The organism is Janthinobacterium sp. Mn2066 (genome assembly GCF_049319705.1).
Taxonomy (GTDB): domain Bacteria; phylum Pseudomonadota; class Gammaproteobacteria; order Burkholderiales; family Burkholderiaceae_D; genus Janthinobacterium.
Window position 1 is genome coordinate 151,811 of sequence record NZ_JBMOUF010000003.1, and the last position, 25,092, is coordinate 176,902.

Consider the following 25,092-nt stretch of genomic DNA (forward strand, 5'->3'; position numbering starts at 1 on the left):
ACCTCCATGCTCTTTCTCTGGATTAAAGCGCTGCACATCATTTTTGTGATGTCCTGGTTTGCGGGCCTGTTTTACCTGCCGCGTATCTTCGTGAACCTGGCGATGGAAACCGAAACGGTGGCCACCGAACGCCTGCTGCTGATGGCGCGCAAGCTGTATCGTTTCATGTCCCTGCTGATGTTGCCGGCGATGGTGTTTGGCCTGATCCTGCTGTGGATGCTGTATGGCGGCGCCGAAGGCGGCTTCAAGATGCCGGGCTGGATGCACGCCAAGCTGACCTTCGTGGTGCTGTTGATCGGTTATCACCATGCTTGCGGCGCCATCCTGCGCAAGTTTGAAAAAGGTCTCAACAAACGCAGCCATACCTGGTTCCGCTACTTCAACGAGGTACCGGTGGTGATGCTGCTGGCGGTGGTCGTGCTGGTCGTGGTCAAGCCTTTTTAAGAGAGATAATATGAGTGTCAGCCAGAACAAGACAGTGCAGTATTTTTTTGCGCCCCATTCGCCGTGGACCTATCTGGGGCATGCGCGCCTGATCGAAATCGCCGCCAGGACCGGCGCGCAAATCGATGTGCGCCCCTTCGACCTGGGCAAGGTCTTCAGCGTGTCGGGCGGCTTGCCGCTGGCCAAGCGCGCGCCGCAGCGCCAGGCCTATCGCCTGGCCGAGCTGGCGCGCTGGTCGGCGTTTCTGAACGTGCCGTTGAACGTGCAGCCGAAGTTTTTCCCGGTATCGCCGGAAGCATCGGCCAAGCTGATCATCGCCACGCGCCTGGCGCATGGCGTGGATGCCTCGTTGGCGCTGGCGCAGGCCATCATGCGCGGCCTGTGGGCCGAAGAGCGCAATATCGGCGATGAAGACACCCTGGTGCAGATCGCCACGGATGCCGGCTACGACGGCCGCCAGCTGCTGAAAACCTCGGCCACCGCCAGCGTGCAGGCCGAGTACGACGCCAACACCGAAGCGGCTACCGCCGCCAGTGTCTTCGGCTCGCCGTGGTACATCGTCGATGACGAAGGCTACTGGGGCCAGGACCGCCTCGATTTTGTCGAACGCGCGCTGGCAGACAGTAAATAAGAGCAGTTTTTTAATGCATTTTTTTAACGTAGTAAGCAGCGCCTGTAATCTAGCGGGCGCTCAACACAATGGATAAAGGGTACACCAACCATGGCTTCATATTTTTGCCCATGCCCGCGCGGCATGGAAGCGGCGCTGGCCGAAGAACTGGGCGAGATCGCCCAGGACAGCACGACCCTGAAGGTACATAACCAGGTACCGGGCGGCGTGCATTGCTCGGGCGACCTGCTCGACGCCTACCGCATCAACCTGCATTCGCGTATCGCTTCACGCGTGCTGATGCGCATGGCCCATTCCGGCTACAAGACGGAAAACGATATTTATGACCTGACCCTGGCGCAGCCGTGGGAAGACTGGTTCGGCGTGCATCACACGATCCGCGTCGATGTCACGGCCGTCAAATCGCCGCTGCGCAGCCTGGAGTTCACCACTCTGAAGATCAAGGATGCGATCTGCGACCGCTTCCGCGACCAGTTCAACGAGCGTCCATCTGTCAACACCAAGACGCCGGACATGCGCATTGTCGGCTTCCTCGACGCGCACACCTTTACCGTCTACCTCGACACCTCGGGCGAAGCGCTGTTCAAGCGCGGCTGGCGTGAAGAAACGGGCGATGCGCCGCTGCGCGAGAACCTGGCGGCCGGCTTGCTGCGCGTGTCGGGCTGGAAGCCGGGCATGGTGTTGTTCGACCCGATGTGCGGTTCCGGCACCATCCTGGCCGAAGCGGCGCAAATGGTGCAGGGCATTCCGCCGGGCGCCGCGCGCCAGTTCGCCTTTGAAAACTTCCACGATTTCGATCCGGCGCCGTGGAACGCCATGAAAAACGCCATCAAGGCCAACCCTTTGCCGGCGGAACCGACGATTTTCGGCAGCGATATTTCGGGCGATATGGTGGCCATGACGCGCCACAACCTGCGTTGCGCCGGCGTGCGTTTCGAGGTGCCGCTCAAGCAGATCGAAGCGCAGGAAGTCAAGCCGCCGAGCGACGTGGCCGGCATCATGCTGACCAACCCGCCGTATGGCGAGCGTATCGGCGTGCGCGGCGACAGCACCATTCCGGAAGACGAATTGTCGACCTCGTTCTATTCGGCCATGGGCACCACCCTGAAACAGCGTTTCGCCGGCTGGACCGTGTTCCTGTTCACGGCCGACCTGGGCCTGCCCAAGCTGCTGCGTTTGAAGGAAGCACGCAAGACGCCATTCTTCAACGGCGCGCTGGAATGCCGTTTGTTCCGCTTCGATATGGTCGCAGGGTATAACCGCCGCGAAGAAGCCAAACCAAAAAATAGCTGATTAAACCTGCTGCGCGTCGGGATAGGCAGCCTGCGATGCTCACCGTACCAAAGTACGGTTGCGCTTCTCGGCTACCTCTCCCTTCCGCTCGCTACGGTTTTCTCAGGTGTTTTAAAAGCTCAGAAATTTGTAGTCTCAATGCAGCAAAACCGCGCCGGCCTATCCTGGTCCGCGCGTCACTTTGGATAGTCCATGTTTCCCACCCCGCCGGCCAATGTGCCGCCAGATCCGGTCACGCCGGTGCCGCCTCCGACTCCCAGCCATATGGCGCCACTGAGCCGGGGGGCGCTGGCGACGATGCTGGCCGGCCTGTCGATGCTGGGGCCATTGTCGATCGATACCTACCTGCCCGCGTTCAGCAATATCCAGAGCACCTTGCAGGCGTCGCCGCTGGAAGTGCAGCAGTCGCTGACGTTCTACATGCTGGCCTTTGCCGGCATGGTGCTGTGGCATGGTGCGATCTCCGACACCTTCGGCCGGCGCAACGTGATCCTCGTCTCGCTGGTGATGTTTGCCATCGGTTCGCTCGGCTGCGCCTCGGCCCATACCGTGCATTACCTGTGGTTCTTCCGCATCCTGCAAGGCGTTTCGGCCGGTGCGGGCGTGGTAATCAGCCGCGCCATCATCCGCGACCTGTATGCCGATACGGCGGCGGCGCGTTTGCTGTCGCTGGTGACGATGATCTTTTCCATCGCCCCCGCCGTCGCCCCCGTGCTGGGCGGCTGGATCGTGGTCTGGTTCGACTGGCGTACGATTTTCCTGTTCCTGGCGTGTTACACGGTGATCTTGCTGGCGTTCTGCTACTGGCGCCTGCCCGAGACGCTGCCCGCGGAAAAGCGCCAGCCGTTCAATCCGCGTTTCCTGGTGTCGAGCTACGGCGAGATCCTGCGCTCGCCCCTGTTCCACATCAAGGCCGGCATCGTGGCCCTCAATTTCGCCGGCCTGTTCCTGTTCATCACGGCCGCGCCGGAAATGCTGCCCAAGCAGCTGAACCTGGCGCCACCCCAATTTGGCTGGATGTTCATTCCCTGCGTGAGCGGCATCTTCCTGGGGGCGCTGGCGGCCAACCGCATCGCCGGCAAGATCACGTTCGCGCGCCAGATCGGCATCGGCTTTGCCTTCCTCTTGTGCGCGTCCAGCGTCAACGTGGTCTTCCATCTGTGCTTGCCGCCGGCCTTGCCATGGACGGTGCTGCCGCTGTTCTTCTACACCTTCGGCATGTCGCTGGTGGGGCCGGGCGCGACCTTGCTGGCGCTCGACCTGTTCCCGCACATCCGCGGCACGGTGGCGTCGTGCCAGTCGTTTGCCAGCACCCTGCTGGGGGCGGTGGTGGCCGGCGTCATCTCGCCGCTGCTGTCCGGTTCCGTGCTGTGGCTGGCGTCGGGCCAGCTGGCGTTTACCGGCCTGGCCCTGGCCTTATGGCTGATTTCGCGCCGCTTCCGCCACCGCTTGCTGGGCTCCGTCAAACGCTAAAGGTTTTGTTGGATAAGGGTGGATTTATTTCAACTTGGTTTTCTATATTGCAAGTAATTTGCGACGCTTAATGATACTATGGCTTTTTTACGGCATCCTCTCGGGCGGTATATTTTTGGCAAGCAGGAGTGGAGGATTCCCCTGAACGTGGCCGCGCTTCGCAGCTGAGCGCTCTTCCTTTTTGAACCGGCAATGCCTGATACGATGCATCAATCCGATCAAGATATACGCAATCGCCTGCTGATTGCCCGTCTGCCGGCCATGCCGCAGATCCTCATCAAACTGATCGCTCACCTGCAGGCCGACGATGCCGGCATGCCCGAACTGGCCGCCCTGATCGCCAAGGACGCTGGCATGACCAGCAAGATCCTGGGCGTGGCCAACAGTTCGGCCTACCACCGCCATGGCCGCAGCATCAGCCTGGAACAGTCTCTGGTCTCGTTGGGCACCGACATGATCAAGACCCTGGTGATCAGCGAATCGGTATTCCAGACCTTTAACAGCTTTCCCCATTCCGGCAGCACCGATCTGCGCGCTTTCTGGAAAAGTTCGCTGTCGGCCGCCGTCATGGCGCGCGCGATCGCCAAGGCCATGGCTTACCCGCAGGCCGAGGAAGCGTACCTGGCGGGCCTGCTGCACAATGTAGGCCGATTAGCGCTGCTGGCCACGGCGCCCAAGGAGTATGCCTACAATTTCACGGCGCGCGACGATGCCGCCCTGTGCGCGGTGGAGCAGCGTACCTTGCAAATCACGCATGCCGAAGCGGGCGCCTGGCTGATCGAACGCTGGCGCCTCGATTCCTTCCTGGCCGACAGCGTGCTGTATCACCATGAACCGCTGGCGCGACTGGAGGCCAGCCATCCTTTGATCCGCATCGTGCGCCTGGCGCACCTGCTGTGCTGCCATGCCGACGATACCGAATCGATCATGCTGGCGCGCCAGTTGTGCGGCGTCGAGGAAGAGGTGCTGGGCGCGATTGCCAGCAGCGCCGCGCGCCAGGTAGAACAGGCGGCACAGCACCTGGGCATCGACCTGGACGGCGCCGACGACATCGTCACGCCGCCCGCCTATGCGCCGCCACCGGTCGACCCGGTGCAGCAGCGCCTGTCCGAAGACGTGCGCAATATGGTGCTGGTGTCCGAAGTGGGCCAGACCTTCGCCCGCCAGCAGGGCGAGACCAGCCTGTTCGAGGCGATTACGCGCTCGGCGCGCATCCTGTTCGATTTCGAGACCACCGTCATCTTGCTGGAAAACGCCACCGGCCATGCACTGGTGGGCGTGACGGCTGGCGAACAGCAGCAGCGCCTGGCCGGCTTTTCAGTGCCGCTGGCGAACGGCGGTCCGCTGGCCGCGTCGGCGCTGGAATGCCGTTTGACCTTCCTGAAGCGCGATATGCCGGGGCTGGGCATCGTCGAGGAGCAGCTGTTCCGCATTCTCGGTACCGACAGCCTGGCGTGCCTGCCTTTGGTGTCGGGCCAGCGCAGCCTGGGCGTGTTGATCGGCGGCGTGGCTGCCTGGCAGATTCCCGCCAACCAGAAGCGCGAAGGGTTTTTGCGCGCCTATGGCAACCAGGCGGCCAGCGCGCTGGAAGCGGCCGTCAGTGCACGCGGCCATGCGCGGCGCCAGCTCGATCACGTGGCCGAGGAATACCGCGAAGCGTCGCGTCGCGTGGTGCATGAAGTCAATAACCCGCTCTCGATCATCAAGAATTATTTGGGCGTACTCGATAACAAGCTGGCGAAACAGGAGCCGGTGGTGGGCGAGATGGCGATCCTGAACGAAGAGATCGACCGCGTTGGCCATTTGATCCACGGCCTGGCGGACCTGCAGCCCGTGGCGGCAGGCGGCGTGACCAATTGCGCGCGCGTGGTCGACGATGTGCTGCGCTTGTTCCGCACTACCGATTTCCTGCCGGCGAAAATCGAGGTGCTGACGCATATGCACGATGCACCTTGCGACGTCGAGGCGGACGCCGACACGCTCAAGCAGATCCTGCTCAACCTGCTCAAGAATGCCATCGAGGCGCTGCCCGAGGGAGGGCGCATCGAGGTGCGCAACCGCGGCCACGTCAACCGCGACCGGCGCCTGTACCTGGAGCTGTGCGTGAGCGATAACGGCAGCGGCCTCGCGCCCGAGGTGCTGGCCAACCTGTTTTCTCCCGTGCGCAGCAACAAGGAAGGCGCGCACCATGGTTTGGGCTTGTCCATCGTGCATGAACTGGTCACCCGTTTGCATGGTGTCATCGGCTGCCGCAGCAGCAAGTCCGGTACCTCGTTTGAAATCCTGCTGCCACTGGCGCAGACCGGTGTCATTGCCTATCCAGGCACTGCTGCCGCTGCCGTGCCAGCACTCGGTAACACCGCCCTGTTTTCGTAACGTCCATGAACTCCTCTGCTACCCCGTTCGACCTTGAGAATTGCCCGCGTATCCTGCTGGTCGACGATGAGCCCCGGCTGCTCGCGTCCCTGCATGAATTGCTGAAGGACCGCGGTTATCTGCTGCACACGGCCACCTGCGGCAGCGAGGCGCTGGCGCAGCTGTCGAAACTGCGGTTCGACCTGATCCTGCTGGACTTGCGCCTGCCCGACATGAGCGGTCATGAAATCATGGACCATATCAACCGGCGCGGCATCGAAGGTGATGTGATCGTGATGAGCGGCGACGTCGGCATCGAGGCGGCCATCGGCGCCTTGAAGCGGGGGGCTTACGATTATTTGCGCAAGCCCTACAGCCACGAGGAGCTGCTGAAAACGGTGGAAAACGCGCTGCAAAAGCGCAAGCTGGCGCTGGAAAACGCGCGTATCGCCTCGCAGCTGGAAACCTCGGAAAAGATGTACCGCTACCTGGTCGACAGCTCGCCCGACATCATCTATACCCTGAACCATGAAGGACGCATCACCTTCATCAATGACCGGGTGCAGCAGATCCTGGGCTTCAGCCGCGAAGAGCTGATCGGCAGCCATTATTCGATCCTGGTGCACGATGAAGACCAGGAGCGCGCGCGCTATGCCTTCAACGAGCGGCGCCTGGACGACCGCGCTTCGCGCAATGTCGAACTGCGCCTGAAGTGCCATAGCGGCGGCGGCAGCGACCGCACCTTCAACAATACCCTGATGACGATTCCGCTGACCTCGATCGGCGTGCATGGCGCCGAACACGAGACGCGCAAGCAGGAGTATTTCGGCACCTATGGCGTGGCGCGCGACATTACCGACCGCAAGCGCGCCGAAGAAGTCATCTCTTACCAGGCCTACCACGATATCCTGACCGACCTGCCGAACCGCATGCTGTTCAAGGACCGCCTGGGCCTGGCCGTGATTCAGGCGCGCCGCAAGCTGACGGAACTGGCCGTGATGTTCATCGACCTGGATCGCTTCAAACTGGTCAACGATACCCTGGGCCACGTGAAGGGCGACGAACTGCTGCAGCAGGTTGCCTTGAGGCTGAAGGATTGTCTGCGCCGTGGCGACACGCTGGCGCGCCAGGGTGGCGACGAATTCACCATCGTGCTGCCCGAATTGCGCGACCGCCAGGATGCGCGCACCATCGCCGACAAATTCCTCGAATGCCTGCACCAGCCATTCGACCTCGATGGCAACCAGGTGCACATCTCGGCCTCGATCGGCATCGCCATCTATCCGGGCGATGGCGAAACCATCGACGAATTGCTGCGCCATGCGGACATCGCCATGTACCAGGTCAAGGCATTGGGCAAGAATGGCCACAGTTTTTATCACGAATCCATGCTCGATGTATCGCACCAGAAGATCGCGCTGGAGCAAAGCCTGCGCAAGGCGCTGGAGCTGAACCAGCTGGAGATGTATTACCAGCCGCAGGTGGATGTGACGACGGGCCGCATCGTCGGAGCGGAAGGCCTGATGCGCTGGAATCACCCGCAGCGCGGCCTGCTCACGGCCGGCGAATTCCTGCCATTCGCCGAAGACAATGGCTTGATGCTGCCGATCTCGGACTGGATGCTGGGCGCCCTGTGCCGCGACCTGCTGCAGTGGAATGCGGCCGGTGGAGAATCGGTGCGCCTGTCGCTGAACCTGTCGCCGCAATACCTGGACCGCGGCGACTTTTTCGAGAAGATGCGCGGCGCGCTGACGCGGTATGGCATCGCGCCGGAAAAGATCGAAGTGGAAATCACGGAAAACATCTGCATCCGCAATCCGCAGTACGCGATCGAGCAACTGAACAAGTTGTGCCAGCTGGGCGTGTCGGTGGCCATCGACGATTTCGGCACCGGTTATTCCTCGCTGTCCTACCTGCACCGCTTCCCCATCCACACGATCAAGATCGACCAGTCGTTTGTGAAGGAAATTCACGACGAGAACGGACACTATCCGGTCATCCTGGCCATCATCTCGATCGCACGCGGGCTGGGTTTGCACCTGATTGCCGAGGGAGTGGAAACGGAAGGCCAGGCGCGCTATCTGCAGGACAAGGGCTGCACCACGATGCAGGGTTATCTGTACCATCGGCCGATTTCGCTATCGAGTTTCATCGCCGTGCTGGAAGAACAGGATCGCCTGATCGCCGATGCGCTGAACCCTGCGCCGCGGCCGCTGGCCATCGAAGCCTGACGCATGGACGCGACCGAGGCGAGTTACACGGCCGATTATCTGCGCCTGAAAGGCCTGGCCGAGAAGGGCCACGCGAATGCCCAGCACAGCCTGGGCTTCATGTATTTCAACGGCCAGGGTATTGGGCAAAGCTATGCAAAGGCCCTGCACTGGTATGGCCTGGCGGCTGCGCAAGGCCTGGAGCACGCGCAGTACAACCTGGGCGTGATGTGCCAGAAAGGGCAGGGCGTGGCGCAGGACTTCACGCAGGCCGCGCACTGGTACCTGAAAGCGGCCGAACAGGGGTATGCGGCGGCCCAGTACAACCTGGGCTGGCTATATGCCAAGGGCCAGGGCGTGCCGCAAGACAGTAGCCAGGCCATGCGCTGGTTCAGCCGGGCGGCCGAGCAGGGTGACGCGGGCGCGCAAAACAATCTCGGCATGATGTATGACAACGGCAAGGGCGTGCCGCAGGATTTCGTGCAAGCCATCAATTGGTATCGCAAGGCGGCCGAGCAGGGGTATGCGCGGGCCCAGTTCAACCTGGGGCTACGCTATGACAATGGCCAGGGCGTGCCGCAAGACCGGCAGCAGGCCAGCGGCTGGCTGCGCAAGGCGGCCGAGCAGGGATATGCGCCAGCCCAGTTCAACCTGGCCCTGCGCTATGAAAATGGCGAGGTGCTGCCGCAAGACTACCGTCTCGCCATCGCATGGTACCGGCGCGCGGCCGAGCAGGGCCACGCCAGCTCGCAATTCAACCTGGGGCTGATCCATGACAATGGCCGCGGCGTCCCTGGCGACAAGCAGGCAGCACTCAGTTGGTACGCCAAGGCGGCGGCCCAGGGCCACGCTGCCGCGCAGCATAACCTGGGCCTGCATCACGAGCATGGCGCGCAGGATTACGCGCAGGCGCTGGTGTTTTACCGCCAGGCGGCCGAGCAGGGTTTCCCGGCCGCCCAATACCAGCTGGCGCACCTGCACGCGCAGGGGCAGGGCGTGCCGGCCAATGAACAGGAAGCCGTGTTCTGGTACCGCAAGGCGGCGGACCAGGGCCATGTACGTGCCCAGTTCGACCTGGGTCTGCGCCATGAAAACGGGCAGGGCGTGCCGCAGGATTTGCGCCTGGCGCTGGACTGGTACCGGCGCGCGGCCGAACAGGATTATGCGCCGGCACAGTATATGCAGGGCGTGCTGCATGACCGCGACGATGGTCCGGCACCCGACAGCGTGCAGGCCTGTGCCTGTTATCGCCGGGCCGCCGCGCAAGGCCACAGCCTGGCGCAGTTCGCGCTGGGCCTGCGGCATGACAATGGCCAGGACGTGCCGCAGGATTATGTGGCGGCCTGCGCGTGGTATGCGCTGGCCGCGCAGCAGGGCCATGCGCGCGCCCAGTTCAACCTGGGATTGATGGCCGCCAGCGGCCAGGGCGCGCCGCTCGATCTGCAGCAGGCGTACTTATGGCTGTCGATGGCCGCCGCCGCCGGCGTGGCCGGCGCAGAAAAAGCCGTGCTGCAGACGGCGGCGCGCATGCGTGAGACGGATCTGGCGCAGGCGCGCCAGCGGCTGGCAGCCTTGGATATCTAGCATTGCTGCAAAATAATGTCTAGAAGGCAACTTTTTTGCCGGATTCTTTCGTGCGTGAATACAACAGAGTTTGTTGTATATTCCATTCCCCGCACCCGGGCGGTGTGTCCTTGGAGCAGGCGCCCAAAAAATGCTGCAGTACGGAAGTTTTGATGTGCTAATGTTTCAGGCGAAGATGTTTTGTCTGTTCAATCGCCATCTGTTCAATCACCTTCAACAAAGGAAGAATATGCGCCCGAACTCTCGCCTTGGCCTGCTTGCGCCCTTGTCATGCATGCTCGTTTTGTGGGCAACGCCTGCCATCGCCGCCAATCCCTTGGCCGCCTTGAGCAATCAGGACGCCAGCAATGGCTTGAAGGCGGCGCTCGATGCCGGTTCGGCCGCTGCCGTCGCCAAGCTGGGTGTGGAAAATGGCTTTTTGAATAATGACAAGGTCAAGATCAAGTTGCCAGGCGTGCTGGAACAGGCCAGGCCCTTGTTGAAAATGACAGGGCGCGGACAGCAGCTGGATGACCTGGTGGTGTCGATGAACCGTGCTGCGGAATCGGCCGTGCCGATGGCCAAGCCCTTGCTGATCGACGCGGTCAAGTCGATGAGCGTTACCGACGCCAAGAATATCCTGTCTGGCGGCGACACCTCGGTGACTGACTTTTTCCGGCAAAAGACGGCCGCGCCGTTGGCCGTCAAATTCCTGCCGATTGTTAAATCGGTGACCGACAAGTCTGGCTTGTCCAGCAAATACAACAGCACCATGAGCCAGATCGGCAAGACCGGGCTGGTGCCGCAGCAGCAAGCGACGGTGGAAGGCTATGTCACCGACCGCGCGCTCGATGGTTTGTACCTGATGATAGGCGAAGAAGAAAAAGCCATCCGCCGCGATCCGCTCTCGTATGGCAGCAAGATTATTGGCAAGGTGTTTGGCAGTTTGAAATAGAATGTTGTAAAATATATAATTTTTCCGATTGAAATGCGTCTTGTTTGGTGTTTGTAGTGTTTGCGAAACAAGTTACGTATTTGTCATAAGAGAAGAATGTTAAAATCTTGCGACATAAAATTTTGAAAGTGTGGCTGACTGGATTTAGCCGCCAAAACATGTCAGATTTCTAGTGGCGAACCGAAGCGCGGCAATGTTGGATGCCCCAAGGTTGGCCTTTTTCCGTTTTTCAGCTTCCCTTGCGCTGGTTGTTTTCTAGGCATTATCAGGAATTCCAGGTACAGGATATTTTAGGTAGTCAGATTTGTTAAGCGTACTCAGAAAATCAATTAAAACTACCTGGTGTGGATGTCTGATCCTTGGAGCGCCCAGCGCGATGGCGGCCACACCCAATCAGGGTGGGCAATCCGGCTATATCAATATGCCCAGCGCCGTGGTGGAAACTGACGGTACTTTCAGCGTGGGGTATAGCTATAACAGCCCATATGGACAGACGTGGGTAACCTCGAGCATTCTGCCATTCTTGCAGGTCACTGGACGGTATGTATCGATTACGGGCATTCCTGCATTTGGCAATAATGGCGATCCTGACTATGGCAAAGGCTATGGCCGCTATAAGGATAAAGTACTCGATGGAAAGTTGCGCTTGTGGACAGAGACGGATTGGCTGCCATCGGTTGCTGTAGGCATGACGGACTTGTTCGGTACCGAACTGTTCAAAGGCCAGTATGTCGTGGCTACTAAAACTTTTGGTGAGAGCAAGAATATCGAAGCGAGCCTCGGTTATGCCCGCAAGCGCCCGGACGGGCTATTTGCCGGTGCACGTTGGACGCCAGCGAGTTTGCCGCGCTGGTCGATGGTTGCCGAATATGACACGACCAATTATTACCGAGATTATTCTGCACGTAGTACTGGCGCTGCTGCACGCCATAAGGGACCTGCGCTTGGTATCGAATACCGTTGGGGCTGGCTTGCCGTGCAAGCAGCTCGCAGCCGTGACCAATTCAGCGTGAATGCCTCGGTCAGCATTCCCTTTGGCGAGCGCGAATTTATTCCGAAGGTGTTTGAGCCTGCTTACTTTGTCGATGACAAAAATCCGCCACCGCTGCCCAGCAAGGAAGAATGGCACCGCGATGCTGGCTATGGCGCCGACCTGGTCAACGCCTTGGTGAAACAGGATTATAAAAATATCCGCGTTGAGCAAGAGGGCAATACGCTGGCGCTGACTCTGACGAATAGCCGCATCTCGAATCTTGGCCGCGCCGTGGGCCGTGCGGCGCGTACCGCTGTTGCTTTCACGCCGAAGGGCGTGACGACGCTGCGCATCACGTACACCAAGCTGGACCAGCCTATCGCCACCTACGAGTTTTTTGACCTGCCGAAATTGAACGATTATTTGGCCGGCAAGATCGACCGCCAGGCGTTTCTTGATGTCGTGCTCTTGCGTTATCCGGAAAAGAGCGATGTCATCCGCGATGAGCAACAAGGTTGGCTACAAGAGTTCCTCGATAAGCCAGCGGCGTCCAAACCTGCCGTTGCCACCGCTCCCGCCACTGTTTCCGCCGCTGCGCCAGTCATAGCGGCCGCTGCTCCCGTATCGCCCGTCCTGGCGACGGCGCCGGCCAGCCAAGCCGCTGAGATACCTGTGCCGGTGGTGGTCAAGGCAGCCGAAGCAGTTAATGCGGCGAACAATGACGGCAAGCTGGCCGTCGGTCTCGGTGTAGACGGTGATGTGGTCCAGGTCAAATCGCTGGACCGCGAGGCGAACCGCTTCAAGATCGCGCCGAAGGTAGGCTTCTTTTTCAATGACCCGAGCGGCGCCTTCCGCTATTCGATTTCCGCCGTGGCCAATTATGACCGCCGTCTTGGCGATGGTTGGTACTTCAACAGCGCCGCCAGCCTGCAGTTGATGGAAACTGTGTCGGGCGTGAAGCAGCCTTCCAACAGCGAGTTGCCACACGTGCGCAGCGATGTGGCGGAGTACTTGCGCGGTAGCCGTTTCTCGCTGAGCCGCGTTTTGCTGAATAAGTATGATAATCCTGCCGAACGCGTGTATACGCGTTTGTCGGCTGGTTTGTATGAAGACATGTTCCGCGGCGCCGGTGGCCAGGTCCTGTATCTGCCCAAAGACAGCCGCTGGGCTGCCGACCTGGCTATCGATGCCTTGCAGCAGCGCGGCTTCAAGGGTTTGCTCGATTCCCGTGACTATAAAACGGTGACGGCGATAGGCTCGCTGCATTATCGCTTGCCACACGATATCACCGTGACGGCACGTGTTGGTCGTTTTCTGGCAAAAGACAACGGTGTGCGCATGGAATTCAAGCGCCGTTTTCAGTCCGGCATCGAGGTTGGCGCCTGGTATACGCATACGAATGGCAACGACATCACGAGTCCGGGTACGCCAGCCCAACCGTATCAGGACCGCGGCGTGTTCCTGTCCATACCGTTGAACAGCATGCTGCCGATGGATACGCAATCGACGGCCGGCTTTGCTCTTTCGCCATGGACGCGCGACGTGGGCCAGATGGTGGCTTCGCCTGGCGACCTGTACGACATGTTCGAGCGTCCACGCGCCGATATGCATAGCTACGATGGCCTGGGCAATTTTGCCGAGCGCCCTGATGAGCAGAATCTGCCTGCCGTGAATCCACCGGATCGTCCCTTCGTCAGCCCATGGCCAGCCATGCGCGCGCGCCTGGAGCAATCGTCCTCGGCGATGCCGACACCGCCTGACTGGCTGAAGGCGACGGCGCTGATCGGTGGCGTGGCGGTGGCTTCCGCACTTGTTGACAAGCCAGTCGACCGTTTCGTCAAGAAGCATGAAAATTCCAGTTCCTTCCGTAACTGGGACAAGCTCGGTAAAGCCATGCCATATGCACTGGTGGGTGCGGCCGGCGCCGCTATCGCGCTCGGTGACGACAGGATGCAGAATACCGGCTTGATTTCCATGCAGTCCGTGGCTGCGGCAACTGGCCTGGCATTGGTAGGGAAATATGCGATTGGCCGGGCTCGTCCTGATGAGGATCGCGGTCCGTGGAGCAGCGTGGGTAGCGGAAAATCCCGTTCGGATGCCTCTTTTCCTTCGACCCATTCGGCGATCGCCTTTGCCGCCGTGACGCCGTTTGCCAAGGAATATGATGCTCCCTGGCTGTACAGTGTGGCAGCGGTAGGCTCGGCCGGTCGCGTATTCGGCCGCAAGCATTGGGTGTCCGACACGGTCGCAGGTGGCTTGGTGGGGTATGCGATGGGTAGCTGGCTGTGGAATGCGCAACGTGATCAGAGCAAGTCGGGCCTGTCGATTAACCCGGGCCCCAAAGAAGTCAGCGTGACCTGGCAGTCCAAATACTAGATGCGCCTGGTGTTCCCTCTACTTATACAAATTCATTGATTCGGACAAAAATAGCATGAAAAAGCAATTTCGTACTTCCCCGGCTCTCGTGAAACACGTGATCTTCTCAGCGTGCCTGCTGGGCGCCGGCTCTTCCTTTGCAGTAGCGCAGGATTTTGGCGTGGGTGACATCCCTCGTACGGACCTGTCGCGTGCACAAGCAAATGACCAGGGAGGCGGGGGCTTGCCCAGCATTCGCAGTGGCCGTAGTGAGTCTCGCCAGGCAAAACCTTCCCTATCCAATACCGCCAGCAAACGTAGCGTTGCTGATGCATCCGTTGGCGCATTCGAAGAGTATGTCGATGGCGTGACCGGTAAAAAGTTGAGTATCTTCGGTAAAGATTTGTTTAGTGATGTGCCATCCACTTTTTCGCCGCTCGATGGCGTGCAGGTGAATCAGGAATATGTGATCGGCACTGGCGATGAATTGCAGGTGCGCGGCTGGGGTATGGTCGATATCGACGTCAGCGCAACGGTTGACCGCAGCGGTGCAATTTTCATTCCCCGCGTCGGCTCCATCAAGGTCAGCGGGGTGCAATACAAGGACTTGCAGGGCTATTTGAAGAAGGCGATCAGCAAAATCTACACCAACTTTGATCTGACTGCCAGCATCGCGCAAACGCGCGCGGTACAAGTGTATGTGGTTGGTCATGCGGTAAGCCCGGGTACGTATACCCTCAATTCCATGAGTACCTTGCTCAATGCCTTGTTTACTTCGGGCGGCCCGGACGCCACTGGTAGCATGCGCAATATCCAGCTCAAGCGTGGCAAGGAAACGGTAACTACATTCGATCTGTATGACATGTTGGTCAAAGGTGACAAGAGTCACGACGTTACACTGCGTGACGGCGACGTAATCTACATCCCTGAAGTTGGCCCGTTGGTAGCGCTGACTGGCAGTGTGAAGCAACCCGCCATTTTTGAATTGAAAGGCAAGGCCAGCCTGGCGGATGTCGTGAACTGGTCCGGCGGGTTTGATTCGGCCGCAGAAACCAAGCAGGTGATTGTTGAAAAGAGCGTTGACAATCAATATAAAACAATACTTGAACTGGTAGCCGATGGCGGTATTTCCAGTAGCAAGCTGGCCGGTATCGTCGTCAACCCTACCGACATCCTGCGGGTATTTGCACCCGGTGCGGTGCCGGTCCAGGCACAGATCCAGAATGAATACGTACGCGTAGCCGGCGAGGCAAAACAAAGCGGGATTTTCTTGCTGAAAAAAGGCGAAACCTTGCGCGAGCTGATCGCGCGTGTCGGTGGGGCTAATGAAAATGGCTATCTGTACGCCACACAATTGACGCGTGAATCGGTACGTCGTGCCCAGCAAATCAAATTGGATCAGGTGGCAGATCGTTTTGAGCGCGATCTGGAATCGAATGCGACTCAGCGCATAGCGGCTGCCGGTGACAAGGACAGCGCCGCCAAGACTACGGTTGAAGCCGAGCAGCAGCGCCGCATCGTGCAAAAACTGCGGAGCATCAAGGCCGAAGGCCGCATCGTCCTTGATTTGCCTGGTGTTGAAACGCAAGTAAAAAACCTTCCAGATATACCGCTGCAAGATGGTGATTCCATCCTGATCCCACGGCGCCCTGGTACGGTGGATGTGCTAGGCTCGGTTTTCCAGCAAAACGCCTTTGTTTACCGACCACAACGTACGGTGAACGATTATGTACAGCAAGCTGGCGGTGCTACTTCCAATGCGGACAAATCCGAAATGTACATAATCCGTGCGGACGGCACGGCGCAAAGCGGACAAGGGACGGGTTGGTTCAGCGGTATCGGTGGCACGGCGCTCAATCCAGGCGACACAGTGGTGGTGCCGGAAAAAATTGAGCGCAGCACGTTTATGCAGAGCTTGAAGGATTGGACTGCTATTTTCTATCAGTTTGGTTTGGGTGCCGCTGGATTGAAAGTGCTCAAGGATTAATTCCTGAATATATAAAAATTCTGACAGAGCTACACGCAGCGGTATAGATGATGAGGGCTGCTTCCCATGGATATGGCGCAGTTCTACAACTATCGCTGTGGTACTGGTTTGTGATGGTTTTGTCGGGCATTATGAATCGTGAAGATATAGTTTTAATTACATGCATGGATAAAACAATGGAAGATAAGGCAGTACGCCCCGGTGTCATGGTCGAAGATACCACGCATGACGATGAAGAAATAAATGCACTGGATTTATTGGCGATCATTGCTCGGAAAAAATTTTATATTATTGGTATACCACTGATGGCCGGTATCATCGTTGGTGCTTTATCCTTTTTGATGCCGAATATTTACAGTGGTACTGCGTCAGTGCTGCCGCCACAGCAATCGCAATCAGGTTCGTCTGCAATCCTTGGACAGCTGAGCGCGCTTGGTGGCATGTCCGGCAGTTCTTTGCTGAAAAATCCAAGCGATCTGTATGTTGGCATGCTTAATAGCCGAACCGTGAGTGACAATATTATTCAGCGCTTCAAGTTGCAGTCGGTATATGACACCAAGACGCTGACGGATACCCGATTGCAGTTGCTCAGTTCCAGTACCATCGGTTCTGGCAAGGAAGGCATCATCGTTATTGAGGTCAAGGACAAGGATGCAAAGCGCGCCGCTGCCTTGGCCAACGCCTACGTTGAAGAACTTCAGAAATTGACGCAAACTTTGGCGATCACCGAAGCTTCGCGGCGCCGTCTCTTTTTCGAAAAGCAATTGATTCAGGCCAAGCAACTATTGGTTGACTCCGAAGTAAAACTGAAGGAAACGCAGGAAAAATCTGGTCTGATTCAGTTGAATGGACAGGCTGAGGCCTTGATCAAATCATCGGCCGAGTTGCGCGCCCAAATCGCAGCCAAGGAAGTAGCGTTGAACGCGATGCAGACGTTTGCTACCGGATCCAATCCCGAATATGTTCGAGCACGTCAGGAATTGGTCAGTTTGAAAGAGCAGTTGAAGAAGATGGAATCGGGTCTGAATCGGGATTCGGGTGACATGCTGGTCGGCTCTGGCCGTCTGCCGGAAGCAGGATTGGAATACGTTCGTCGAGTTCGCGATGTCAAATATGCGGAGACAATATTTGAATTGATGTCAAAGCAATTTGAAATTGCAAAAATCGATGAGGCAAAGGATGGTTCGATCATTCAGGTGCTTGATGCGGCGATAGTGCCGGACAAGAAGTCCAAGCCCAATCGGGGTGTCATTGTTGTCAGTACCATTTTGTTTGTTGGCATAATTACGACCTTCTGGATACTTGCCAGGGAATTTTTCCGAAGGATGAAGGCAAACCCGGCGCAGTCCAGGCGCCTGAGGAAATTGTCTGACAGTTTGAAATCCAAATAAAGCTCTACCACAATCGTCATGATAAAAAATTACCGCGGATATCTGCGGTAATTTGTTTTTATATCTTGATCAATGACCCTTCAACCCAATTTGACAGAGCATGCCTGAATGAGTATTCCCGCTCAACGACTTGACTATATGAATGTGGCGCGTGGTTTTGCCATTTTGATGGTCATTTTTGTACATACTGCGCAAGCCATCCCGGGGTTGAGCTTTTATACCTCGGTTGTCTCTCAATATGGCCAGTTTGGCGTGCAATTGTTTTTTGTAGCCTCGGCATATACGCTCAGCCTTTCCTCTGAAGCGCGTTCGAACGACAGCAAGCCATTGCTATTTTTTTATATAAGACGTTTTTTCAGGATTGCCCCGCTCTATTACGTCGCCAGCTTTGTTTATTTTTTATTTTTCACCCTGAAGAAATTTTACCTTGAAGGCACTGTTTCTTCATTCGAGCCATATACATTTTTTAATGTCATGGCCAATCTCCTTTTGATTCACGGCTTTGTGCCGTCCGCAAACAATAATATCGTTCCTGGAGGTTGGTCAATTGGTACAGAAATGGCTTTTTATTTGATTTTCCCGTTCCTGTTCGCATTCTTGAAGAGTGGCATGGTCGGAAGTTTAAAAAAAGTAGTTGCTGTAATCATGTTCGCTTTTTTCGTCAATATCATCTTTCAGTTGCTCGCAAGCAGATATACGTCGATTGGACTAGATAAGAGTGATTTCTTCTACTTTAATATTGTCAACCAGATCCCCACGTTTCTTTTGGGGATATTGACCTATTTTTTCTGTAGAAACGGAAAAGAAAAAGAAGCAAGAGTCTCGTCTGTTTATCTGGTTGCTTTATGGCTCGCTTTTTCAGCATTGGCTTTATATGTTCTCAATCTAGATAATTTTTTGATGCGTGCCATTGTGCCGACCATTTCTGGTATTTCTTTCTCGTTCCTTGTACTGTTCTTGAGGAAAATAAATTCCAGTAATTATCTCCTGTCGAAAATTGGAATTCGATCTTTTTCCATGTATATATTCCACTTTATTTTTGCCTGGGGCGCTATTCCTGTGATTTCAAAAAAATTGAATAAAGTAATGAATCCGGATTTGACGTTAGTATTGTCTTTTTTGATAGTGGTTGCGCTGACATATTTTGTTGCGACTATTACTGAAAAGCATATAGAAAAAACAGGAATATCTCTCGGCAAGCGTTTGATAGATTCATATAATCGTCGGAACGGCATGAGGGAAGCCTGATCTGGCGTATTGGCAAGCTCTTCCCATAATACCAAGGAAAATTAATTGAACACGCCCAGCTGCACAGTAATAATTGCCACTTACAACAGCGCAAAGACATTGGAAAAATGCCTTTGCAGCATATTTGAACAGACATATCGCCCTGAAGTCATCGTCATCGATGGTGGTTCGACTGATGGTACGCAGTTGATCATCGATCGATTTATGGACAAGATTTCCTATTTTATTTCCGAGCCGGACCGCGGCGTCTACGATGCCTGGAATAAGGGGCTGGAGAAAGTGAGCAATGACTGGGTGACATTTATCGGTTCTGACGACTATTTTTCGGACAAGGATAGTCTGGCGCGTGGCCTTGCCCTTGCGGGAGCGGACGCAAATCTGGGACTGGTTTACCCACGCATCAACTTGGTTGACGGCGAAGGAAAATTTGTCGAATTGGAAAATTATCCTATCGCCGATATTGTGGGTAGCCTGCGCAAGAAGATGCCTTTTACGCACTGTGGCTCGCTGCACAAAATGTCGACGTTCAGGGATCTTGGCAAGTTCAGCCCCGAGTTTCGCATCGCCGGAGACTATGAATTCGTGCTGCGGTTAAGCAAGCAGTCGGTGATTGGATTCTGTGAGCAATATCATGTTTCCATGGGGAACGAAGGTCTTTCCAGAACGCCAAAAACCAAGATTGTTTTGCTCAACGAGATGCTGGCTGCGAGAAAGAAAAACAAAATAAGTGGCGATGCTTTCTATGACATGTACGTGCATATGAAAATAATCATGTTCAAGTTGAGTGCTTTTTTTGCGAAATAAAAATAGCCACAAGACTCCTGAAATGAATAAATAATATTAAAAGAATTATGAATTTCAAAGACAAATATTTTCTTTGGCTGAGAACGTCTTCGCCGTGGTTTACGTATTTAGCGTTCACGTCATTTTTTGTGTATGGTAAATTTTATTATCGCTATGCCACTAATGAATTGCCTCTGCATTGGGAAATATGGTTCAACGATACTATCGTGTCCCTCTTTTTTGCTCTATCGACATATTTCTTTCACCGTCTTTGGGTTGCTAGCAAATTTAAGGCTGGTCCTCAAGAAATTAAGAACTCTTACAAGAAAAGAATTTTTATTTTTGATGAGAAGCTGGAAAAAAGACTAAATTATTTCCTGTTTTCCCTGATCGGAGTTCTGATATTAATCGGATTTTTATCGGTAGGCAACCCGTTTTCCAATCCTCTGGGTTTTCGGCAGGCGATCCAAGGCGGTGGAGCTGCTTATTTTTTTCTGACATTCTTGTTCTTTTTTAAATTCAAAGGTATCACATATTTTAACAAGGTATATCTTAAAAAATCCAGCCTGATCGACCATGTCTTTATGGCGGTTATTATTGTTTTTTGTTTTACCACTGGATTTGCTTCATTGTTTGTCTATTTTTTTATGGCCGGATTATTGTTTCTGAATATAAGATATTCTGTCAGAATTATTCGATTTTCAACTGTATTCGTATTTGTTGCCTTGCTGGTATTTACTCCGCTGTACACCATAATCCGTGAGCAGTTGATGTTCGGCACCGCAGATATTCCACAGATATATAAATTATTTGTGGAAAATATCATGGCCGATCCTTTGAAGATTGTTTATAACAGATATGATTATTTTGATAATCAGGTACTCGGATCCTATTTTTCAAGGATCTATATGGATACCTGGAAGATATTCGATGCATTACTGCAGCCAGTGCCGAGGCTGTTTTATGCTGAAAAGCCGCCGATCTTTTCAACATATCTGACCAACCTGACATATCCGGATCTGAAGACCATCGGTGTCAGTATCAATTTCGGATATCTCGCCGAATTTGTGCTTTATCTGGGTGATTTTGGCCCGATTATTGGTGGAATTTTCTTCGGCGGGATTTTGAGTATCAGCTATGGATATTTTTTCAGAGGTACCAAGGATGGGAATGCAGCGGTGATTTATATTCTCGCTATCTATACATATTTTTCAGGTTTCATCGTGGGTTATCTTAACGAAGCACCAATCCAGATGTTCATCATCGCACTAATACTTTTGCGCATGCTTGGGTGGAAAACCTGGGGAGTGGAGGTAGCCCATGCACCCGAGGCCAGAACTGTATAAACGTACAAAGCTAGCTGGTGCTGATTTCCTGGAACAAGTATAAATATTTATGATCAAGCAGAAATTCAATTCAATCCAGTATCTCAGAGCGTTGGCATCGCTAATGGTGGTTCATTGCCATTTCTATGAAATAGTACTGGGTGATTTCACTTCCTGGTGGGGGGGGATGGGGGTGGACTTATTTTTCGTCATCAGTGGCTTTGTACTTTATCTGTCTACGCGACATAATCCATCACCCAGACAGTACCTGATCAATCGTGTTTCACGTGTAGTGCCAACTTACTGGGTCATGACCTGTCTACTGGGATTTGTTCTTGTATTTTTTCCTGGCGTCTTCAAAACAGCCGATTTTACGGTTACACATTTTTTATTGAGCCTGCTGTTTTTTCCGCATTGGGCACCAAATTCAACCACCAGTATTTTTCCTATATATGCGATTGGATGGACATTGATGTATGAGTGGTTTTTTTATATTTCCTTCATGCTGTTTTTGTCTGTAAAAAAAAATCTGGTACTCAAACTGTTTCTTTTTCTTTCTTCTTTCGTTGTCGGAGCAAATCTGATTTTAAGAGTTAACGATGATATCGCACTGGTTACTTTTTTTTCCAGCCCGATCATCCTTGAATTTTTCGTGGGAGTATTGATTGCGCATTTGTATACGCAAAAAAAAATCAACCTTGGCATGTTCGCGCATTCAGTACTGGTATTGATCGCCATAGTGATGTTCATCGTTATGCTTGGTTACTATGAAAAGTTCGGCCGGGTTATTTGTGCCGGTATCCCTGCGGCGATCCTGGTGTTCGCTCTTGCCGGTATGGATACAATTGGAAAGGTGCGAAATATCAAGTTGTTTACCTTGATTGGTGATTCATCCTACTCGCTCTATCTGATTCATCCATTTGTATACGGCATATTCCGCTTCGCCTATAGCAGAGGCTACCTTGATAGTATTTCTCTGGTCGTTATTTACTTTGTTTCATTGTTTTTTGTATTGGTGAGCGCTGTTGTTTTTTACAAGTATGTGGAAGTACCAATGTGCGCAGCGGTGAAGAGAGTGCTGAAGAGAAAATTCGAAAAACAATTCGCTCATTAATCTGGTAATTTTTTTTAATTTATGGAATACGCGTTGTGACTATCTTATTTGTTACCTCAAAAAGTCTGGGCGGTTCGGGAAAATATATTTCCGCTCTGTCGAATGGCATAAAATCCGTATCGCGAGAGATATTGTTCTACCCATCGGGTGTCTCGCAAGACAAGGAGGTTGAAAGTGGCTTTGAAGATGTGCATCACTTCTTAAAGCGGCCTTCCTTTAATCCCGTGAACTTGTTCAAGAATGTGCTACAGGTAAGAGCATTATTGCGCACAGGAAAATACAAAGTGGTGCATACGCACACCAGCCTTGGCGGATTCATGGGCAGGCTTGGCGCATTTCTGTCAGGAACCGATGTCAAGGTACTGCATACTATCCATGCCTATGGTGCCGATGAATTCACGCCGGTGCCGCAGAAGTGGGTCTACTGGTTGATCGAGAAGTTTCTTGACCTGGTGACGGATACCTATATTTCGCCATCTAAATATATGGTTGAGTATGGCAAAAGAATCCGGTTGATTAATTCTGCCAAGGCAGTGGTCATTTACAACTCCTTGCCCTTGCGTACTCCAGGTAGCGAAAAGGTGGCGCAAAGGCAAAATGTGCGCAGCCGACTGGGATTGAAGGATGGTGACACCGTATTTCTGTTCTGCGGTCGTCTCGAGCGTCAAAAAGGCGTGGATGTCATGCTTGATGCGGTGGCGGCAGTCAAGTCCGGCAAGCCATTCAAGGTGCTGGTGTGTGGCGATGGCGAACTGCGCGACGAGTTGCACAAGCAAGCCGCATCGTTGGGCATCGAAGATCGTATCGTATGGCTGGGCTGGCAGTCAGAAATTGCCGAGTTTTATGCTGCGGCCGATGTGTACCTGATGCCTAGCCGCTGGGAATCGTTTGGCCTGGTTTTTCTTGAGGCGATGAATTATCACTTGCCAATATTATCGACCAAGACGCAGGCTATCCCGGAGGTGGTCGAAGATGGTGTGTGTGGTTTGTTATCAGATAATGAAAATGTCGGACAATTGGCAAAAAACATCGACAGGCTTCTGGAGGACCCTGCGTGCAGGGAAATGGGTGAGCGTGGAAATGAAAGACTGAAAGAACTATTTTCGTTCGAAATTTTCATTCAATCGCACCTGGCAGTGTATCGAAAAAATGGTGTACAGGAATTGCCTGTGCAGGTTCGTGAAGCTGCCGCAGGCTGATCATTTATTCATTCGTTAATATTGTCATTTTTGTGTCGATGTGTGGCGTTGAAGATGGCGCCGTGCTGGCCAGTCAAGAATATCGAGGCCGCGCGGATGCGGGGCCTCTTGCCATCGGTGCGTTTGACTGAATAAAACAACAGCCGTCCGGCGCCGCCCGTGTATCATCCGGGCGGCATCTTGCAAGGTTGGCTGGCCGGCCGGGAGGATGCCACTCAGCTTGCACATGCTGCCCGGTTCGGAGCCTGGCTGCCCGTTTCGATTTATCTCTCTACAAAAGCCTTGCTGACTGTGGTGAAGCCTTAACAAGTTGAGCAGTTGTACAAGAAAACAATGCTAAAATCTCGTGATATAGAGAAGGGTGAGCGCTTGCATGAGCGCTTCGCACTATAAATGGTAAACGTGGGGGACGGCTATATTTATAAGCAATATTGTCAACTCCCCCTTGAACTCATCGTCAGTCATAGCGAAGTGAAAGAAGCGCAGACTGTCGCAGGCGCCTTTTTTTTCGACCAGCACACGGCGAATTGACGTTAGCTAATCGAGCTAATGCTCCCATACTGGTAGAGGAAATCGATCTGCAACGCCATATCGTGCGAAAACCGTATTATTGATGCGAGACGCATTGTTCTTGCTGATGCTGAATGCAGTTGAAATCCACTGACTTGTATTACTGAGTGGAAATTTTATAGTTTCATGCTGGAGTATAGCAGCACAGCGTGTCAATCTTATATTTTATGACACGCTCTTCATCTGTTGTTTTCGGTTGCGCTTGACCGATTATATTTGTCCAGCAGTCGACGGTTCGGCTGGATTGATGGGATGCAGGATGTGCGAAAATGGCATTATATTGTGGGTGGAAATTTTGAATCATTTTTTTTCTGAAAAAGAAACTCAAAAACAGGCGTTGCAGTTCCAAAATTTCTTGAATTCGAGATTTCATGTGCATGAAAATAGTCTTCGAAATATTTCAATTTATTAATCTCGCTATTTTTGGCATACATTAAATTTTAAGGTTGTGTGAAATGAAGGCAGTGATTTTAGCTGGTGGTCTCGGTACACGAATTAGTGAAGAAACGTCAACCAAGCCAAAACCTATGGTGGAAATTGGCGGCAAGCCAATTCTGTGGCATATCATGAAGACGTATTCTGCCCATGGCGTAAATGACTTCATCATTTGCTGCGGTTATAAAGGCTATGTTATCAAAGAATACTTTGCCAACTATTTTCTGCACACGTCGGACGTGACGTTTGACATGCAAAATAACCAGATGGAAGTGCACGCGCGCAGTGCGGAACCCTGGAAAGTCACGCTGGTTGATACCGGCGACAATACCCTGACTGGAGGCCGCCTGAAGCGTGTCAAGCAATATCTGGAAGGTGAAGAAGCATTCTGCTTCACCTATGGCGACGGCGTCAGCGACGTCAATATCACCGAATCGATCGCCTTCCACAAGGCGCACGGCAAACTGGCGACGCTGACGGCAACCCAGCCGCCTGGCCGCTTTGGCGCCTTGGTGCTTGATGGCCAGAAGATCAACAGCTTTCAGGAAAAACCGCAAGGCGATGGCGCCTGGATCAATGGTGGCTATTTTGTCCTGTCGCCCAAAGTCATCGATTACATCGCAGACGACAGCACGACCTGGGAAAAGCAGCCGCTTGAACGCCTGGCCGCCGAAGGACAGTTGGACGCGTTTTTCCACCGCGGCTTCTGGCAGCCGATGGATACCCTGCGCGACAAGGTGCAGTTGGAAGAAATGTGGCAGTCCGGTAACGCGCCTTGGAAAGCCTGA

General features: G+C 54.3%; 18 protein-coding genes. 17 read left to right on the top strand and 1 reads right to left on the bottom strand.

Annotated features, from left to right (window positions below; translation table 11 throughout):
• The first annotated feature begins 6 nt into the window (after window positions 1–6).
• From ACL9RI_RS07010 to ACL9RI_RS07085, 16 genes are all read left to right on the top strand, one after another.
• On the top strand, window positions 7–444 hold the full coding sequence (locus ACL9RI_RS07010; protein WP_422725863.1) for a CopD family protein: 438 nt from the start codon (window positions 7–9) through the stop codon (window positions 442–444).
• Between the two features lie 10 nt (window positions 445–454).
• Complete coding sequence (locus ACL9RI_RS07015; RefSeq protein WP_422725864.1) at window positions 455–1,075, top strand: 2-hydroxychromene-2-carboxylate isomerase; 621 nt, start codon at window positions 455–457, stop codon at window positions 1,073–1,075.
• Between the two features lie 90 nt (window positions 1,076–1,165).
• Window positions 1,166–2,368, top strand: coding sequence for a THUMP domain-containing class I SAM-dependent RNA methyltransferase (locus ACL9RI_RS07020; protein ID WP_422725865.1), 1,203 nt, complete (start codon window positions 1,166–1,168; stop codon window positions 2,366–2,368).
• A gap of 192 nt (window positions 2,369–2,560) precedes the next feature.
• Window positions 2,561–3,841, top strand: a complete 1,281-nt coding sequence (locus ACL9RI_RS07025; protein ID WP_422725866.1) for a multidrug effflux MFS transporter — start codon at window positions 2,561–2,563, stop codon at window positions 3,839–3,841.
• A 204-nt stretch (window positions 3,842–4,045) separates the two neighbouring features.
• Window positions 4,046–6,217, top strand: a complete 2,172-nt coding sequence (locus tag ACL9RI_RS07030; RefSeq protein ID WP_422725867.1) for an HDOD domain-containing protein — start codon at window positions 4,046–4,048, stop codon at window positions 6,215–6,217.
• Window positions 6,218–6,222: 5 nt separating this feature from the next.
• Window positions 6,223–8,427, top strand: coding sequence for an EAL domain-containing response regulator (locus ACL9RI_RS07035; protein ID WP_422725868.1), 2,205 nt, complete (start codon window positions 6,223–6,225; stop codon window positions 8,425–8,427).
• A gap of 3 nt (window positions 8,428–8,430) precedes the next feature.
• Window positions 8,431–9,990: a tetratricopeptide repeat protein gene (locus tag ACL9RI_RS07040; protein ID WP_422725869.1), complete on the top strand. Its 1,560-nt coding sequence runs from the start codon at window positions 8,431–8,433 to the stop codon at window positions 9,988–9,990.
• Window positions 9,991–10,219: 229 nt separating this feature from the next.
• Window positions 10,220–10,924, top strand: coding sequence for a DUF4197 domain-containing protein (locus ACL9RI_RS07045; RefSeq protein ID WP_422725870.1), 705 nt, complete (start codon window positions 10,220–10,222; stop codon window positions 10,922–10,924).
• A gap of 376 nt (window positions 10,925–11,300) precedes the next feature.
• Entirely contained in the window at window positions 11,301–14,273 is a 2,973-nt protein-coding gene (locus ACL9RI_RS07050) for a YjbH domain-containing protein (protein WP_422725871.1), read from the top strand.
• 55 nt (window positions 14,274–14,328) lie between these two features.
• Window positions 14,329–16,239: an SLBB domain-containing protein gene (locus ACL9RI_RS07055; RefSeq protein ID WP_422725872.1), complete on the top strand. Its 1,911-nt coding sequence runs from the start codon at window positions 14,329–14,331 to the stop codon at window positions 16,237–16,239.
• A 176-nt stretch (window positions 16,240–16,415) separates the two neighbouring features.
• The gene (locus ACL9RI_RS07060; protein ID WP_422725873.1) at window positions 16,416–17,630 is read left to right on the top strand and encodes a GumC family protein; all 1,215 of its coding nucleotides are present in this window, start codon (window positions 16,416–16,418) and stop codon (window positions 17,628–17,630) included.
• Window positions 17,631–17,738: 108 nt separating this feature from the next.
• Complete coding sequence (locus ACL9RI_RS07065) at window positions 17,739–18,878, top strand: acyltransferase family protein (protein ID WP_422725874.1); 1,140 nt, start codon at window positions 17,739–17,741, stop codon at window positions 18,876–18,878.
• Window positions 18,879–18,923: 45 nt separating this feature from the next.
• Entirely contained in the window at window positions 18,924–19,682 is a 759-nt protein-coding gene (locus ACL9RI_RS07070) for a glycosyltransferase family 2 protein (RefSeq protein WP_422725875.1), read from the top strand.
• Window positions 19,683–19,888: 206 nt separating this feature from the next.
• Window positions 19,889–21,007: a hypothetical protein gene (locus ACL9RI_RS07075; RefSeq protein WP_422725876.1), complete on the top strand. Its 1,119-nt coding sequence runs from the start codon at window positions 19,889–19,891 to the stop codon at window positions 21,005–21,007.
• 49 nt (window positions 21,008–21,056) lie between these two features.
• The gene (locus ACL9RI_RS07080; protein WP_422725877.1) at window positions 21,057–22,100 is read left to right on the top strand and encodes an acyltransferase family protein; all 1,044 of its coding nucleotides are present in this window, start codon (window positions 21,057–21,059) and stop codon (window positions 22,098–22,100) included.
• A 35-nt stretch (window positions 22,101–22,135) separates the two neighbouring features.
• Window positions 22,136–23,299 carry a glycosyltransferase gene (locus ACL9RI_RS07085; RefSeq protein WP_422725878.1) on the top strand — a complete coding sequence of 388 codons (1,164 nt, stop codon included), beginning with the start codon at window positions 22,136–22,138 and terminating at the stop codon, window positions 23,297–23,299.
• Between the two features lie 694 nt (window positions 23,300–23,993).
• Here ACL9RI_RS07085 and ACL9RI_RS07090 read toward each other — a convergent pair.
• Complete coding sequence (locus ACL9RI_RS07090; RefSeq protein ID WP_422725879.1) at window positions 23,994–24,248, bottom strand: hypothetical protein; 255 nt, start codon at window positions 24,246–24,248, stop codon at window positions 23,994–23,996.
• Window positions 24,249–24,324: 76 nt separating this feature from the next.
• Between ACL9RI_RS07090 and rfbF the strand changes: the two genes are divergently transcribed.
• A complete protein-coding gene (rfbF, locus tag ACL9RI_RS07095; protein WP_422725880.1) occupies window positions 24,325–25,092 on the top strand; it encodes a glucose-1-phosphate cytidylyltransferase in 768 nt (255 codons plus the stop codon).

Excerpts from the sequence above, each read along its gene's own strand:
- ACL9RI_RS07010 (WP_422725863.1), top strand. The coding sequence starts at position 7 with ATGCTCTTTCTCTGGATTAAAGCGCTGCACATCATTTTTGTGATGTCC.
- ACL9RI_RS07015 (WP_422725864.1), top strand. The coding sequence starts at position 455 with ATGAGTGTCAGCCAGAACAAGACAGTGCAGTATTTTTTTGCGCCCCAT.
- ACL9RI_RS07020 (WP_422725865.1), top strand. The coding sequence starts at position 1,166 with ATGGCTTCATATTTTTGCCCATGCCCGCGCGGCATGGAAGCGGCGCTG.
- ACL9RI_RS07025 (WP_422725866.1), top strand. The coding sequence starts at position 2,561 with ATGTTTCCCACCCCGCCGGCCAATGTGCCGCCAGATCCGGTCACGCCG.
- ACL9RI_RS07030 (WP_422725867.1), top strand. The coding sequence starts at position 4,046 with ATGCATCAATCCGATCAAGATATACGCAATCGCCTGCTGATTGCCCGT.
- ACL9RI_RS07035 (WP_422725868.1), top strand. The coding sequence starts at position 6,223 with ATGAACTCCTCTGCTACCCCGTTCGACCTTGAGAATTGCCCGCGTATC.
- ACL9RI_RS07040 (WP_422725869.1), top strand. The coding sequence starts at position 8,431 with ATGGACGCGACCGAGGCGAGTTACACGGCCGATTATCTGCGCCTGAAA.
- ACL9RI_RS07045 (WP_422725870.1), top strand. The coding sequence starts at position 10,220 with ATGCGCCCGAACTCTCGCCTTGGCCTGCTTGCGCCCTTGTCATGCATG.
- ACL9RI_RS07050 (WP_422725871.1), top strand. The coding sequence starts at position 11,301 with ATGGCGGCCACACCCAATCAGGGTGGGCAATCCGGCTATATCAATATG.
- ACL9RI_RS07055 (WP_422725872.1), top strand. The coding sequence starts at position 14,329 with ATGAAAAAGCAATTTCGTACTTCCCCGGCTCTCGTGAAACACGTGATC.
- ACL9RI_RS07060 (WP_422725873.1), top strand. The coding sequence starts at position 16,416 with ATGGAAGATAAGGCAGTACGCCCCGGTGTCATGGTCGAAGATACCACG.
- ACL9RI_RS07065 (WP_422725874.1), top strand. The coding sequence starts at position 17,739 with ATGAGTATTCCCGCTCAACGACTTGACTATATGAATGTGGCGCGTGGT.
- ACL9RI_RS07080 (WP_422725877.1), top strand. The coding sequence starts at position 21,057 with ATGATCAAGCAGAAATTCAATTCAATCCAGTATCTCAGAGCGTTGGCA.
- ACL9RI_RS07090 (WP_422725879.1), bottom strand. The coding sequence starts at position 24,248 with ATGCACATGAAATCTCGAATTCAAGAAATTTTGGAACTGCAACGCCTG.
- rfbF (WP_422725880.1), top strand. The coding sequence starts at position 24,325 with ATGAAGGCAGTGATTTTAGCTGGTGGTCTCGGTACACGAATTAGTGAA.